This window comes from Enterococcus sp. AZ063 (genome assembly GCF_051715045.1).
GTDB classification, from domain to species: Bacteria; Bacillota; Bacilli; order Lactobacillales; family Enterococcaceae; genus Enterococcus_D; species Enterococcus_D casseliflavus.
Window position 1 is genome coordinate 912,311 of sequence record NZ_JBIOTA010000001.1, and the last position, 15,703, is coordinate 928,013.

Sequence of the window (15,703 nt, forward strand, 5' to 3'; positions counted from 1 at the left end):
AGAAAAGGCTTTCAGTCTTTTCTGTTTAAAAGATATTGTGAATAAACAAACAAATGGAGGTAGGAAGAATGGCAAATAGAATGATTTTGAATGAAACATCGTATTTTGGAAAAGGAGCGATTGAGAACGTACCGACCGAATTCAAGACACGAGGGTTTAAAAAAGCGGCAGTGATCACCGACAAAGATTTGGTGAAATTTGAAGTTGCGACCAAAGTGACGAAATTATTGGATGAAGCAGGTGTCGATTATGCGTTATATGATGGGATCGTGCCGAACCCAACGATCCAAAATGTCAAAGACGGCTTAGCCTTTGTCAAAGAAGCCCAAGCCGATTGTATCATTGCGATTGGCGGTGGTTCACCGATCGATGCGGCAAAAGCGATCGCGATCATTGCTACGAATCCTGAATTTTCCGATGTGATTAGTTTGGAAGGCGTGGCAGACACGAAACATCCATGCTTGCCGATTTTAGCGGTACCGACAACTTCTGGGACTGCAGCCGAAGTAACGATCAACTATGTGATTACAGATGAAGAAAATCATCGGAAATTTGTTTGTGTGGATCCTCACGATATTCCTCTGGTAGCCTTTGTGGACAGCGATATGATGATGGGGATGCCTAAGAGCTTGGCAGCCGCAACGGGAATGGATGCCATGACCCACGCCATCGAAGGCTTCATCACCAAAGGCGCTTGGGAAATGACTGATATGCTGCACATCAAAGCAATCGAGATCATCGGCCGCTCATTGAGAGATTCCGTGAATGGCGATCAAGCAGGACGAGAAGCGATGGCGTTAGGACAATACATTGCCGGTATGGGCTTTTCAAACGTCGGCTTGGGCTTAGTCCACGGCATGGCCCATCCATTATCCGCTTGGTACAACATTCCTCACGGAGTAGCGTGCGCGTCCTTGTTGCCAACCATCATGAAATACAATAAAGACTTTACGGGTGAAAAATACCGTGAGATCGCGATCGTTTTAGGCATTGAAGGGGCAGAAACGATGTCACTTGAAGACGTCCGAGATGCTGCTTGCCAAGCAATCGATCAGTTAAGCAAAGATGTGGGCATTCCAGCGACCATTTCTGAATTAGGCGTCAAAGAAGAAGATATCCCAGCCATCGCCAAAGATGCCTTGAACGATGTCTGCACACCAGGCAACCCGCGGGATACGACTTTAGAAGAGATTATTGAGCTTTATCGTTCGTTGATGTAAAAAGCTCAAATCATTCCTTTCAATGAGAGTGGTTATTTCGCTTGCTGCACAAGCCGTTTAAACCTAGATTGTTTTTTAACGGGGGTTGAAGGGTTTCGATAAACGGCGTTTTCCTTCTCGTTTTATTGGAACTAGCAGCTTTTCTTTTCTTATTCCAACAGTTGAATAAGGAACATTGATGATAACACAGATTTTGTTACAGCCATTTTGAAAAATGGCTGTTTTTTTTGTCCTTAACGTTGTATTGTAATTCTTATTATCGATCGTCTTTGTCCCTTGAAGGGGACAAAGAATGATATAACGCTTACATTTCCTGGTGCTATGATAAGTGTGTAGAAAGGAGAACGGTTACATGACTGTTATGGAACAACGAAAGAGAAAAATCATCCATATTCTTTCCAATACGAGAGAATTTGTCACAGCCGATGAACTATCCGCAGCGCTTCGACTTTCTACAAAGTCGATTTATCGCATCGTAAAAGCGATCAATGAGGATGCCACGATTGACTATGTGATTCTCTCAGAAAAAGGGAAAGGCTACCGCTTAAGTTTCCATCATCAAGAAAAGCCCCAGAGTCAGAAAGCGGAGATGCCGAATGCACTGACACCAGTGGAACGCCGTAACAAGGTGATGGAGGAGCTATTGCTTATTTCACCCAAAAGAAAGAATATTTTTTCCCTGTATCAGCCTTTTTATGTGAGTGAAACGGTCATCAACAGTGATGAAAAATTAATTTCTGAAGCTTTGCAGCGTTTTGAGCTGACGGTTTCCCGCAAAAATAAAATGATTGGGGTGAACGGTGCAGAAAAAAATATCCGTCGTGCATTGCAGGAGTATATCCAACAAACCCGCAATATCCGCTTGGATGATCTGCATGTGACGAATGAGGCGTTCAACCGTTATGATGCGGAGTTTGTTTTGCGACAGCTGAATTTGATTGAAAATCACCTAGGCTTAGTAATTCCTCACCCATACAACATCAATCTTTTTTCTCACCTGTATATCTTATTGCGGAGGTTTCGCAAAGTAGGGAATTCGTTTAACGAGGATATTTTAGATGAGAAAGAGAAACAGCAAATGCAAGAAAACCCAGAGTTAGCCACCATCGCCAAAGAGATCATTGGCAATAGCGAACAGTACTTGCATACGAAATTACCAGAAAACGAAAGCTATTATATGTATCAGTACCTCGTCTCCTCACGGATGCAAAAGGCCACGGATGAATTAGAGGATCTGTCAGAACAAGTAAAACTGATTTCCAATGCATTTATAGAAAAAATGAGCACCCAGCTGCAGCGCTCATTTGAAGACGAGGAGTTATTCGGTAAATTGGCTCGCCATATCAAACCAATGATCAATCGATTGCGACATGGGATTGAAGTCAAAAACAATCTTTTGGAGCAAATCAAATTAGAATACACAGATTTGTTTTTTGCTACCGAAGAGACTGCAAGAGAAATCTGCCAAGTGTACGATTTGCCAGCGCTCACAGAAGATGAAATCGGCTTTGTCACCCTTTACTTTGCTCAAGCGATCGAAGAACATCCTCAACAACTCAAGGTTATGATCGTCTGTACTACGGGAATCGGAACCTCCGAATTATTAAAAGTAAAAGTGCATAAGAAATTTCGTGAGTTGGCAATCACCGCTGTCCTACCTTCTCGTGATGTGGAAGCGGCTTTAAAGCAACACCCGGATACGGAGATGATCATCTCAACCGTTCAATTAACGATCGATAGTCCGATTCCGGTCGTGATCGTGAGCGCCATGCTGACGATGGAAGACCAAAAACGCCTTGAAGTGATGATTGGGAGGGTGAGAAATGACTAAATTCCCTTTGTCCCTTACTTTAGTTTCAACAAAAGCAGGAGAGACGAAAGTCGATGTTTTAAGGAAGATTGCAGCTGTTAGCCAAACAATCGGGCTGACGGAGAGCAAAACCCTGCTATTTGAAGCACTGCAAGCCCGAGAAGCGAGCGGCAATACGATGATTGCTGAAGATTTTGCGCTACCACACATTGAAAGTGATGTGGTGAAAAAAAGCGGAATCGTCCTAGTCAGAGGTGAAAAAGTCCTTTGGCAGGGAACGCTGCAAGCAAAAACGATTTTTGCGATCCTGATGAAGACTGACGAAACAACCGCGGTGAAACAAGCAGTCATCCGCTTAATGAAATGTTTCGCCTATGAAGAAAATCTGCAATTCATTGCAGAAAAATCAAAAGAAGAAATCGAAGCCTTCCTTCTCAACCAACGCGGCTGATAGGAATGAATGATCAATTCAGTAAGGCAAGAGGTACTCAACTAGAGGAGGAAAACGAATGGATATTTCAACAGTGATTGATCCAAAAATAATCAAAACCAACATGGAGGCAGCTTCTAAAGAAGAAGCCCTGCAGCAATTGAGTCAGCTTTTATATACCAATGAGTACTTGACGGATCAGGCAGCATTTTTAAAAGATGTCTATGAGCGGGAAGCAGTTGGTCAAACAGGGATTGGTAATTACATTGCCATTCCTCATGGAAAAAGTGCTCATGTGAAGGAGATCGGCGTAGCAATCGGGGTTTTAAAAGAAGAGATCCCTTGGGAAACGTTGGATGGCAAGGGAGTGAAAGGAATTATCTTATTCGCCGTCGGTGATGACACGGAAGGGGCGCAAAAGCATTTGAAACTGCTCTCTTTGTTCGCTCGGAAATTAGGAAATGACGAGGTGACGGCTGCCTTGTTGAAAGCAAAAGAGCCGCAGCAAGTGATTGAAGCATTTCAAGGATAACAGAAAATTTAAGGAGGAATTATTTATGAAAATCGTCGGAGTATGTGCATGTACAGTAGGGATCGCTCACACTTATATTGCTCAAGAAAAGTTAGAAAATGCGGCTAAAAAGGCAGGTTACGAGATCCATGTGGAAACACAAGGAACGATCGGTCGTGAAAATGAATTGTCACCTGAAGCGATTGCGGCTGCAGATGTCGTGATTTTAGCAGTTGACGTCAAAGTAGTAGGACGTGAACGATTTGAAGGGAAACGGATCATTCAAGTGCCGACCGAAGTTGCCATCAAGTCCCCAAGCAAATTGTTGGAAAAAGCCAAAGAGGTCGTCCAACAGCAGGCGGTCTAAGAAAACCGAAGGAGGAAGGAAACTATGGAAAAAATCAAAGCATTGAATTTAAAAGGACACTTGTTGACAGCCATCTCCTATTTGATTCCGATTGTCTGCGGTGCTGGATTCTTGATTGCCATTGGCATGGCTTTCGGCGGCACCAGCCAGGGACAACTAGTGCCAGGTGAATTTACGATTTGGGATGCTTTAGCTACGATGGGAGGCGCAGGACTCGGGTTGCTTCCAGTGGTCATTGCGACAGGAATTTCTTATGCGATTGCCGAAAAACCGGGGATCGCGCCAGGGTTTATTATTGGTTTGACAGCCAATGCCATTGGTGCAGGTTTTATTGGGGGAATTTTGGGCGGCTACTTAGCTGGATATCTAGTAATTGCTATTTTACGATTTATTAAAGTACCAAATTGGGCGAAAGGCTTGATGCCGACATTGATCATTCCCTTTTTGACCTCATTGATCGGTGGTCTGATCATGGTCTATATTATCGGTACACCGATCACTGCCTTTACGAACTTACTGACGAACGCACTAAATAGCTTAGGCTCCTCTTCATTATTGGTTTTTGGTGCCGTCATCGGCTTGTTGAGCGGCGTTGATTATGGTGGACCAATCAATAAAACGGTCTTTGCTTTTGTTCTGACGATGCAAGCAGAAGGGATCAATGGACCGATCACTGCACTTCAATTAGTCAATACTGCAACACCGATCGGCTTTGGTTTAGCATTCTTTATTGCAAAACTGTTCGGCAAAAACATCTATACGCCTGTAGAAGTGGAAACGTTAAAGTCTGCCGTACCAATGGGTGTGATCAATATCGTTGAAGGGGTGATCCCAATCGTTATGAACGATATCGTCCGAGGGCTGATCGCAACAGCTATTGGCGGCGCTGCTGGCGGGGCTGTTTCAATGGTCTTAGGGGCAGATGCAACGGTACCGTTTGGTGGTGTGCTGATGCTGCCGACCATGACTCGTCCGTGGGCTGGGGCAGTAGCTTTGCTGGTAAATATAGTAGTGACTGGGATCACCTTGGCTTTGATTAAGAAAAATGTCACTGAAGAACAAGTAGCCGCACAAGCAGAAGTGGAAGAAGAAGAAATCGATTTAGATGATATTCAAATTTTCTAAAAAAGCGATTCAATTGAAAGAAGAGTCGTTCCTCTCAGTACAAGACTGATTGAGGAGAAAGGATAAGTCTATGAACAAAGTTGAATTTTCACCGTCATTGATGACGATGGATCTAGATAAATTTAAAGAACAAATCACTTTTTTGAATGACCAAGTTGACTCCTATCATATTGATATTATGGATGGTCATTACGTACCCAATATTTCCCTATCCCCATGGTTTATTCAAGAGGTCCGCAAAATCAGTACGTTGCCTCTGTCCGCTCATTTGATGGTCACTGAACCTGCTTTTTGGGTGCAGCAGCTGATCGATATCAACTGTGAATGGATCTGTATGCACGCTGAGGTTTTGGATGGATTAGCATTTCGTCTGATCGATCAAATCCATGATGCTGGATTAAAAGCCGGGATCGTTTTAAATCCTGAAACGCCAGTATCGGTCATTTTGCCTTATATCAATCTTTTGGATAAAGTCACGATCATGACAGTTGATCCAGGGTTTGCTGGCCAACGCTTTATTGAAGGGGCGTTAGATAAAATTGTTGAACTGCGGGAATTACGGGAAGAATACGACTATCACTATGTCATTGAAATGGACGGTTCCTCCAATCGGAAATCCTTCAAACGGATCGATGAAGCCAATCCAGACATCTATATTGTCGGACGCAGTGGATTGTTTGGTTTAGATGACGACATTGCCAAAGCATGGTCGATCATGGTCGCAGATTATCAAGAAATGACTGGAAAAGTTTTGAGCAGCTAAGCAAAGCCGAAAGCAAAAGAATCGGACGACCAAAGTTAGGACTGTTAAAAAGAGGAGCATTCGTTGCCTATTAGCCAGTAAACTTTGGACGTCCGGTTCTTTTCTATTGTGAAAAGGCAGTGAATAGAAACATGCTGGCTGAAGAACGTGAAGGAGGCAATTTAATTGAAAAAACTATTTGATAAAATCGATCAATTAGGAGTGAACACCCTTCGTACATTAAGTATCGAAGCCGTACAAAAAGCCAATTCAGGACATCCAGGATTACCGATGGGGGCAGCACCCATGGCCTATGCCTTGTGGACGAAACACTTGAAAGTCAATCCAACGACTTCTCGCAACTGGGTGGATCGTGACCGCTTTGTTTTGTCTGCTGGACACGGTTCGGCGTTATTGTACAGCTTGTTGCACGTGTCTGGTTACGATGTGACCATTGAGGATCTAAAAAACTTCCGTCAATGGGATAGCCGCACGCCAGGACATCCAGAAGTCGATCACACAGACGGCGTGGAAGCAACCACTGGACCTTTAGGACAAGGGATTGCCATGGCAGTCGGTATGGCAATGGCTGAAGCCCACTTGGCTGCAACCTACAATCGCGACAAGTATCAAGTCATTGATCACTATACCTACGCTTTATGTGGCGATGGGGACTTGATGGAAGGTGTTTCGCAAGAAGCTGCATCCATGGCTGGTCACATGAAATTAGACAAACTGATCGTCTTGTACGATTCAAATGACATCTCCCTAGATGGCCCAACTTCAAAAGCCTTTACAGAAAATGTCGGTGCGCGTTTTGAAGCGTATGGCTGGCAACACATTCTCGTTGAAGACGGCAATGATTTACAAGCGATCTCGAAAGCGATCGACGAAGCAAAAGCTGAAAGCGACAAACCAACCTTGATCGAAATCAAGACTGTGATCGGATACGGTGCGCCAAATCAAGGCACCTCTGCCGTTCATGGTGCGCCGATCGGTGCCGAAGGCATTTCTGCAGCCAAAGCGATTTACGGTTGGGAATACCCAGAATTTACCGTACCTGAAGAAGTTGCCGCGCGCTTCAAAGAAACCATGATCGATGAAGGGCAAAAAGCTGAAGCAGCTTGGAACGAAACCTTCCGTGCCTATGAAGCAGCCTACCCAGAACTTGCGGCGCAATTCAAACAAGCCTTTGCGGGTGAATTGCCAGCAGATTGGGATGCAGCATTACCAAGCTACGAAGTTGGCAGCTCACAAGCTAGCCGGGTATCTAGCAAAGAGATGATCCAAGCCTTATCCAAAGCCGTCCCTAGTCTCTGGGGTGGATCGGCTGACCTTTCTGGATCCAACAACACGATGGTGGCAGCAGAAAAAGACTTTGAACCTGGCCAATACGAAGGCCGCAACATTTGGTTTGGTGTCCGAGAATTTGCGATGGCAGCAGCGATGAACGGCATTCAATTGCATGGCGGGACGCGAATCTATGGCGGGACCTTCTTCGTCTTCGTTGATTACTTGCGTCCAGCGGTGCGCTTGTCTGCGATCCAGCATGCACCTGTGATCTATGTCTTGACGCATGACTCCGTGGCGGTTGGGGAAGATGGACCGACGCATGAGCCAATCGAGCAATTAGCTAGCGTCCGTTGCATGCCAAATGTCCAAGTGATTCGTCCAGCAGACGGCAATGAAACCCGTGCTGCCTGGAAATTGGCTATGACAACAACGGATAAACCAACGGTCTTAGTCTTAAGCCGACAAAATCTACCAGTGATCGAAGGCACGCAAACCGGTGCGGATGAAAATGTCGCAAAAGGTGGCTACGTGATTTCAAAACAAGCTGGTGAAACACCAGCGGGGATTTTGATCGCCACAGGTTCTGAAGTGAATCTTGCGGTCCAAGCACAAGCTAAATTGGCAGAAGAAGGCATCGATGTATCGGTGGTCTCCTTACCAAGCTTTGATTTGTTTGAAGCACAAAGCTCAGAATACAAAGAAAGCGTCTTGCCAAAAGCAGTGAAGAAACGGGTAGCGATCGAAGCGGCTTCCCCATTTGGTTGGGAACGTTACACCGGTTGCCATGGAAAAGTGATCGCGATCGATCATTTCGGTGCATCCGCACCTGGTGACAAAGTCTTAGCGGAATTCGGCTTCAGTGTTGAGAATATCGTGAATACCTTCAACTCACTATAATCAAAAAACAGGCGATCTTTAGAGGGAACACTCCTTTGAAGATCGCCTGTTTTTATTTATTAAGGAAACGCGGATAAGTTTACGCTCATTGTTTCTCTATTATTAAAAGGAGCCATGAAATCATTTCTCGATAGCACTCATCAGCGACAGTGTTTGGCGTCCGATCAAAGTCATGCTGATCTAAATCGAGCCAAAGTGTTTTGGCATGGGGGACTTGTGCAGCGAAAGCTTCGGATGCGCTGAAGGGAACATCTGGATCTTTTTTGCAATGAGCGACAAAGCAAGGAGGAAAGTCTTGGTAAGCGGCAGCTGGAATCGCCAAGGCTGCTAGCTGTTCCCGATTCCCTAAATAACGCTGCCAGTTGCCATATTGACGGGCGGAAAGGTACAAAGGAAATCGTTTTTCTAACGTGCCGTGGGTGATGGGTTGGCTTTCGATCATGGCTTCAGCGGCGAGTGGTGGGACTTTCGGAAATTGTGTGTAAAAGCGTGCCGGCTGCAAAAATTCTTTAAAAAACAACTCTTGGTAACCGTAAAATCGGATCAAGCCCTTTTGCTCCGAGTGCTTTGTGCGTGCGGTCAGTAAGGTCGCTAAAAAACCGCCGGCGGAGCGACCGAACAAAACGTACTCATTTGTACCAACGCCGCTAAAGTGCCAGCCTTCGGCCAAAAACCACGCCACTGCCTTTTTTGCATGAAGGTAGATATCGTGTAGCGCTACTTCGGGAGCCAGTGGATAATCGAACAGGTAAAGGCTAACACCGGCAGCCAGCAATTGGTGGACATAATCCTGCGGAAGGTCTTCTCGCTGACCATAGAGGAAGCCACCACCATGAAAATACAAAAGGCTGATCCGAGGCTGCGCTGCTTTTAGGATCGTCACTTCTAACGGCAAAGTGCCGTAGGTGTCAAATTGGATTTTTTCTGTTTGCGCAAAGGCATTTTTAGGATAAACCATTGTTTTCTTCCTTTCTCTTCTTCGATAGTATAAGGAAGAGTATAGGAGAAGGAAGCGGTTTAAAAAACAGCGTTATGACTAAAAATAGAAACGGTTTTGTCGAAAGTGAACAATGATGTCCTTCAGTAACACGCTTACAATAACCGTATAAATCAAAGGAGGCAGAACAATGGAGTTGAAAAAAGAAGTAGCGGCAATGATCGATGCACTATCTCAGATTGGGAGTGATCCAACTGGAGGAATGACTAGACTGCTTTATACCGATTCATGGAAAGAAGCGCAATCATTTGTAGAAAAACAATTAAAAGAAACTGGCTTAACGACGTCCTATGATGCAGTCGGCAATCTCTTCGGCAGAATGGAAGGCAGCCAGTATCCAGAAGAAACGATTCTTTCAGGGTCACATATCGATACCGTCGTCAACGGTGGCACATTAGACGGTCAATACGGGGTCGTTGCTGCTGCTTTAGCGATCAAGTATTTAAAAGAGACCTATGGACAACCTTTACGCTCCTTGGAAGTCATCTCAATGGCAGAAGAAGAAGGCAGTCGTTTTCCAACCGTTTTTTGGGGAAGCAAAAACTTTGTCGGAGAAGCCAAAAAAGCCGATGTTGAAGCGATCGCAGATTTTGAAGGCAACAGCTTCGTGGCAGAGATGCAACGCCAAGGCTTTGATTTTCGCGACCCACAAGAACCGGTTCGATCAGACATCAAAGCCTTCGTGGAAATCCATATCGAACAAGGCAGTGTTTTAGAAAAAGAAAACTTGCAGATCGGTGTCGTCAATAGTATCGCTGGTCAAAAGCGCTACACCTTTGTTTTAAAAGGACAAGCCAATCATGCAGGAACCACACCGATGGGCTATCGCCAAGATGCTGTGTATGGTTTTGCCAAAATGTGTGCCGCAGTGATCGACCGTGGCTTAGAGCTTGGGGATCCATTAGTAGTGACATTCGGTAAAGTTGAGCCAAAACCGAATACGGTCAACGTGGTTCCTGGTGAAGTGTTGTTTACGATGGATTGTCGCCATACCGATGGGCAGCTATTGGATGCCTTTACTGCTGAAGCAGAACAGATCATTCAAGCGATCGCCAAAGAGCATGACCTGACAGTGGAGATGGATCTATGGATGGATGAACGCCCTGTGCCGATGGACGAGACGATCGTTGCCATGGTGGAACAAGCAGTGAAGCAAACCGGCAAACGCTACAAAGTCATGCATAGTGGGGCGGGGCATGATTCCCAAATCATTGCACCACATTTTCCAACGGCGATGCTGTTTGTACCAAGTATTGATGGGATTAGCCACAACCCAGCCGAAGCAACGACTATCGAAGATTTAGTAGCTGGGGTTGAAGTTTTAGCAGCTTCCCTTTACGAGCTAGCATACAAAGAATAGAAAGCAGGGACACACATGGGATATAAAAATAATAATACGGGCTATTTAGATGGATTGCTGCAATCACGAGCAGTCATTAGAAAAAATAATTTTGCGATCTTGCCGCATGATGGGCTAGTGAATAATGTCATTCCAGGCTTCGAAAACTGTGAATGTTCGATACTCGGCACACCAAAATTAGGGGCGTCTTTTGTCGATTACATCATTTCATTCAAAAAAGATGGCGCCAACCAATTGGGCTTCGGCGGTCCAGAGATCGAGAGTTTCTTGTATGTCATCTCGGGCAAACTGGAAGTAAGTGATGGCAAAGAAACCCATACATTGACGGACGGAGGCTATATCTATCTGCCTGCTGGAGAAAAACTGTATATGAAAAATCTCCAAGAAGAAGCAACAGAAGTATTCTTGTATAAGAAGCGTTACCAACCGCTAGAAAATCACCAAGCCTACAAAGTAGTGGGGAATCTTTCAGAGTTGACACCGATCCAATACGAAGGGATGGAAGACGTCCTGCTTTGGGATTTCTTACCGAAAGAGTTGGGCTTTGACATGAATATCCATATCCTTTCCTTTGAACCAGGGGCAAGTCATGGCTACATTGAGACCCACTACCAAGAACATGGGGCGTACTTACTGTCAGGTAAAGGGATGTATAACTTAGATAATGAGTGGTTCCCAGTGGAAAAAGGCGACTACATTTTCATGAGTGCCTATGTACAGCAAGCGGCCTATGGTGTTGGCCGTGACGAACCATTGACCTATATTTATTCCAAAGATTGCAACCGCGATCCGGAAATTTAAAGGAGTTTAGAAGATGGAAGAAACGGTTATTGTACAGTCACAAGAGTTACAGCAATTGATCCAAAACAAATTAGCGGCTGCTGGTTTGTCTGAAGAGCACGCAGCCATCGTTGCAGAGCATTTGGTCTTTGCCGATGCCAGCGGGATCCACTCTCACGGGGCTGTGCGGGTAGACTATTACGCAGAGCGGATCGCTAAAGGTGGGATGAATCGCACCCCGCAGATCACGTTTGAAGAGACTGGACCTAGCAGCGGGATCGTTCACGGTCAAAATGGCGCAGGGCAGGTCGTCGTGTTAGAAGCGACAAAGCATGCCATTGAGATGGCCAAACGTTCTGGGATCGCGGCGGTTGGTGTGCGGAAAACGAGCCATAGTGGGGCACTATCCTATTATGTCAAAAAAGCCGCAGAAGCTGACTTGATTGCATTATCTATGTGCCAATCGGATTCAATGGTGGTTCCTTTTGGCGGCAAAGAAAATTATTTTGGTACCAATCCGATTGCCTTTGCGGCACCGCGAAAGCATGGTGCGCCGGTGGTTTTTGATATGGCAACGACAGTCCAAGCGTGGGGCAAAATTTTAGATGCTCGTTCCAAAGATAAAGAGATTCCAGCAACATGGGCCGTTGATGCCCATGGCAAGCCAACGACGAATCCGCATCATGTTCATGGGTTATTGCCAATCTCAGGACCAAAAGGTTTTGGGTTGATGATGATGGTGGATATCTTGTCTGGAATGCTCCTTGGGCTGCCTTTTGGCAAGCATGTTTCCTCTATGTACAACGATCTGACGAAAGGTCGCGACTTAGGGCAATTTATTTTGCTGATCGATCCGCAACGCTTCACTGACTTAGACACATTTAAAGAGTCAGTCGAAACGATGATCGAAGAGCTACACGCCATACCGGCTGCTGAACAGTTCCAGCAAGTCTATTATCCAGGCGAGATCAATCAACTAACCTATGAAAAATATATGGCAGAAGGCATTCCTATCGAAAAGAACATTTATCGCTATCTCATTAGCGACACGGTTCATTTTGACCAGTATTCTGGGTCAGATGCCTTTGCACAGACAGGAACAGGAAAGTGAGGAGACCCATGTTACACACTATTATTCAAAAAAACAATTACCAAGATTCCATTGTTTTAATGCTTTTGACCAATCGTTTACTGACGATCGAAGGGATCAACAACGCTTCGGTCATGATGGGTACACCTGCCAATAAGGATATCTTCAAGACGGGTGGTCTTTATACCGAGGAGATGAACAATGCGACATCCAACGATATGGTGCTCGTTTTAGACATTGAAGAGGAAGAAATCATCGAAACAGTCCTGTCAGAAATCGATGCCTTCTTAACGGACCAAAGCAATAGCGCAGGAGAAGAAACCCAAAGCGTCAAAACTTGGGAAAAAGCCTTAGATCTTGGAAAAGATGCGAAGGTCGCTGTCTTATCGATTCCTGGTACTATGGCAGCACCAGAAATTGAAACCGCATTAGCAGCAGGCAAACATGTTTTTTGTTTCAGTGATAATGTTTCATTGGAAGAGGAAGTTCGACTAAAGAAAATGGCTCATGAACAAGGACTTCTTTTAATGGGACCAGATTGTGGCACAGGGATTCTCAATGGGATACCAGTAGCCTTCACGAATGCCGTTCGTAAAGGGAAAATCGGTGTTGTCGGCGCTTCGGGTACGGGCATCCAAGAAGTCACCACCATCATTCATAAATTGGGTGCGGGTGTGACACAAGCCATCGGAACCGGTGGACGAGATCTCAAAGAAGAAGTCGGTGGGATCACCATGAAAGACAGCATTCTTGCCTTGGAACATGATCCTGATACGGAGGTGATCGTGGTGATCTCCAAACCACCTGCACCACGTGTCCGCGATGAAGTATTGGCATTATTAAGAAGAGGAACAAAACCTGCAGTCACGATTTTTCTGGGGGAAGAGCCAACGGATCACGAAGAAAATCTTTACCGAGCTTACACGCTGGAAGAAGCGGCTCAATTAGCCGTGCAGCTGCTACGTCAAGAACAGATTGGATTAGAGCCAGTAAAAGAGGAAACGGCAGCTGCCGCTTTTGGACCTGAACAGCAAAAAATCAAAGCTTACTATTCTGGCGGAACATTGGCGTACGAAGCAGCGATGCTAGTCAAAGCAGGATTAAATCTAGAACAAGAAGATGCCCATCAGGAAGGGTACATTTTAAAAGCAGCTGGCCATGAGATCATCGATTTAGGTGATGACATCTATACGCAAGGCAAGCCCCATCCGATGATCGACCCAACAAAGCGGATCGAACTGTTGAAACAAGCGGGAGAAGATCCTGAAACGGCAGTGATTTTGTTAGATATCGTTTTAGGGTATGGCTCTCATCAAGATATGGCGAGTGAATTGGCACCGACCATCAAATCGTTGAAGGAAGCAGCGCAAGCAGCTGGCCGGGAGTTAGCGGTGATCGCTACGATCGTCGGAACTGATTTAGACCCCCAAGACAGTAACGAGCAAGCAGAGATTTTAACCGCAGCTGGCGTGATTTTGTGTCAAAGCAATGCCCAAGCAGTCAAACAAGCTTTAGCAATGCTCGGTCACCCGTTTTCCCCAATTAGTCGTAAGCTGTTGCCAAAAGCAGTGACAACTGCCGATGCGTTGCCAGAGCCATCTGAAAAGAGCCGTGAATTGTTGGCGAATGACGCGTTCATCAATGTAGGATTGCGTAGCTTTGCGGAAGCGATCCAGGCGCATCACGGTCAAGTCGTTCAATATGACTGGCAGCCAATTGCTGGTGGAAACGTAACGTTACAAAAAGCCTTACGTTTCTTAGCACAAGTGTCACTATCAGAGTAGGAGGAAGTTATCGTGTACGAAACTATTGAAGAAGCAAACCAAGCCGTTATTGCCAAGATCGTTGCCGGTTCGCCTTTTTTGCTGGATGTCGTTCCAGCAGTCAGTGTCATTCCAGAATTAGGTGAAGGAAAAGTCCTGTTGCATGCAGGACCACCGATCCGCTACGACCAGATGATTGATCCGATTCAAGGTGCTTGTGTTGGCGCGGGGCTTTTTGAAGGCTGGGGCGAAACGGAAGAAGAGGTACGTCATTTATTAGCATCTGGGGAAGTTCAACTGATTCCTTGTCACCACGTGCAAGCGGTTGGTCCAATGGGGGGCATCACCTCTGCCAATATGCCAGTGCTCGTGGTGGAAAACAAAACCGATGGCAACCGAGCGTATTGTACGATGAACGAAGGGATCGGGGCAGTTTTACGTTTTGGCGCCTATTCTCAAGAAGTCATTGATCGCTTGCATTGGATGAAAAATACGTTAGCGCCAGTTTTAAGTGCTGCACTACAAACAAAACCCGATGGCTTGAACATCAATGTCTTAGTCGCGAAAGCAATCGCCATGGGGGATGAGTTCCATCAACGGAATATCGCTGCTTCGTTGGCGTTCTTAAAAGAAGTAGCACCAGCGATCGTTACCCTGGAAGGATTTGAAAAAGAAAAACCAGAAGTCATTCAGTTTCTTGCAGACACGGATCAGTTTTTCTTGAATATCATGATGGCTTCTTCAAAAGCGGTGCTTGATGGCGCCCGAACGATTGAAGAAGGAACGGTTGTGACCGCAATGTGTCGCAACGGGCATGAATTCGGTATCCGTATTTCTGGCATGGGAGACGAGTGGTTTACTGGTCCTGTCAATACACCAAAAGGGCTCTATTTCTCAGGATTCAATGAAGAAGATGCCTCTCCAGATATGGGCGACAGTGCCATTACGGAAACCTTTGGTGTTGGGGGAATGGCAATGATTGCTGCTCCAGCTGTGACACGCTTCGTTGGTTCTGGTGGATTTCACGATGCGTTGAAAACCAGCAATGAGATGTTAGAGATCTCCATTGATACCAATCCGAATTTTCCCGTTCCTACATGGGACTTCAAAGGGATCTGTTTAGGGATCGATGCTCGTAAAGTCGTGGAAACAGGGATCTTACCGGTGATCAATACAGGGATCGCCAACAAACAAGCTGGACGAGGACAAATTGGTGCCGGGACAGTGACACCACCAATGGATTGCTTTGAAAAAGCTGTCTTGGCTTATGCAAAAAAATTAGGATTTGAAGAATAAATCAGGAACTGAAAACGTGAAA

At 45.5% G+C, this 15,703-nt stretch carries 14 protein-coding genes; 13 read left to right on the top strand and 1 reads right to left on the bottom strand.

Annotation, left to right across the window (positions count from 1 at the left end):
• Positions 1-68: 68 nt before the first annotated feature.
• The 8 genes from fucO to tkt all read left to right on the top strand — a co-directional run bounded on the left by fucO (position 69) and on the right by tkt (position 8,395).
• Positions 69-1,220, top strand: coding sequence for a lactaldehyde reductase (gene fucO, locus IGK61_RS04135; RefSeq protein ID WP_074536503.1), 1,152 nt, complete (start codon positions 69-71; stop codon positions 1,218-1,220).
• A gap of 352 nt (positions 1,221-1,572) precedes the next feature.
• Positions 1,573-3,051: a BglG family transcription antiterminator gene (locus IGK61_RS04140; protein WP_074536502.1), complete on the top strand. Its 1,479-nt coding sequence runs from the start codon at positions 1,573-1,575 to the stop codon at positions 3,049-3,051.
• A complete protein-coding gene (locus tag IGK61_RS04145) occupies positions 3,044-3,481 on the top strand; it encodes a PTS sugar transporter subunit IIA (protein WP_074536501.1) in 438 nt (145 codons plus the stop codon). Before IGK61_RS04140 ends, IGK61_RS04145 begins: the two co-directional genes overlap by 8 nt.
• A 58-nt stretch (positions 3,482-3,539) precedes the next feature.
• Positions 3,540-3,992 carry a PTS sugar transporter subunit IIA gene (locus IGK61_RS04150; protein WP_074536500.1) on the top strand — a complete coding sequence of 151 codons (453 nt, stop codon included), beginning with the start codon at positions 3,540-3,542 and terminating at the stop codon, positions 3,990-3,992.
• A gap of 25 nt (positions 3,993-4,017) precedes the next feature.
• Positions 4,018-4,338 carry a PTS fructose transporter subunit IIB gene (locus IGK61_RS04155; RefSeq protein ID WP_074536499.1) on the top strand — a complete coding sequence of 107 codons (321 nt, stop codon included), beginning with the start codon at positions 4,018-4,020 and terminating at the stop codon, positions 4,336-4,338.
• 24 nt (positions 4,339-4,362) lie between these two features.
• The gene (locus IGK61_RS04160; protein ID WP_005234436.1) at positions 4,363-5,463 is read left to right on the top strand and encodes a PTS fructose transporter subunit IIC; all 1,101 of its coding nucleotides are present in this window, start codon (positions 4,363-4,365) and stop codon (positions 5,461-5,463) included.
• 70 nt (positions 5,464-5,533) lie between these two features.
• Complete coding sequence (gene alsE / locus IGK61_RS04165) at positions 5,534-6,226, top strand: D-allulose 6-phosphate 3-epimerase (RefSeq protein ID WP_074536498.1); 693 nt, start codon at positions 5,534-5,536, stop codon at positions 6,224-6,226.
• A 165-nt stretch (positions 6,227-6,391) separates the two neighbouring features.
• On the top strand, positions 6,392-8,395 hold the full coding sequence (tkt, locus tag IGK61_RS04170; RefSeq protein WP_438844695.1) for a transketolase: 2,004 nt from the start codon (positions 6,392-6,394) through the stop codon (positions 8,393-8,395).
• An 85-nt stretch (positions 8,396-8,480) separates the two neighbouring features.
• Here tkt and IGK61_RS04175 read toward each other — a convergent pair whose 3' ends face one another.
• On the bottom strand, positions 8,481-9,353 hold the full coding sequence (locus IGK61_RS04175; protein ID WP_074534905.1) for an alpha/beta hydrolase: 873 nt from the start codon (positions 9,351-9,353) through the stop codon (positions 8,481-8,483).
• Between the two features lie 169 nt (positions 9,354-9,522).
• On the opposite strand from IGK61_RS04175, the gene allC reads away from it, so the two are divergent.
• Genes allC through IGK61_RS04200 form a run of 5 tightly spaced genes read left to right on the top strand, consistent with a single transcriptional unit; the run spans position 9,523 to position 15,681 of the window.
• Entirely contained in the window at positions 9,523-10,752 is a 1,230-nt protein-coding gene (allC, locus tag IGK61_RS04180) for an allantoate deiminase (protein ID WP_074534906.1), read from the top strand.
• 15 nt (positions 10,753-10,767) lie between these two features.
• Complete coding sequence (gene allE, locus IGK61_RS04185) at positions 10,768-11,553, top strand: (S)-ureidoglycine aminohydrolase (protein WP_016613701.1); 786 nt, start codon at positions 10,768-10,770, stop codon at positions 11,551-11,553.
• Positions 11,554-11,566: 13 nt separating this feature from the next.
• Positions 11,567-12,643 (top strand): ureidoglycolate dehydrogenase, encoded by a 1,077-nt coding sequence (gene allD / locus IGK61_RS04190; protein WP_015509185.1) that lies wholly within the window; start codon positions 11,567-11,569, stop codon positions 12,641-12,643.
• An 8-nt stretch (positions 12,644-12,651) separates the two neighbouring features.
• Positions 12,652-14,406, top strand: coding sequence for an acyl-CoA synthetase FdrA (gene fdrA, locus IGK61_RS04195; protein WP_074534907.1), 1,755 nt, complete (start codon positions 12,652-12,654; stop codon positions 14,404-14,406).
• A 12-nt stretch (positions 14,407-14,418) separates the two neighbouring features.
• Complete coding sequence (locus IGK61_RS04200) at positions 14,419-15,681, top strand: DUF1116 domain-containing protein (RefSeq protein WP_081343837.1); 1,263 nt, start codon at positions 14,419-14,421, stop codon at positions 15,679-15,681.
• The last annotated feature ends 22 nt before the right edge of the window (positions 15,682-15,703 follow it).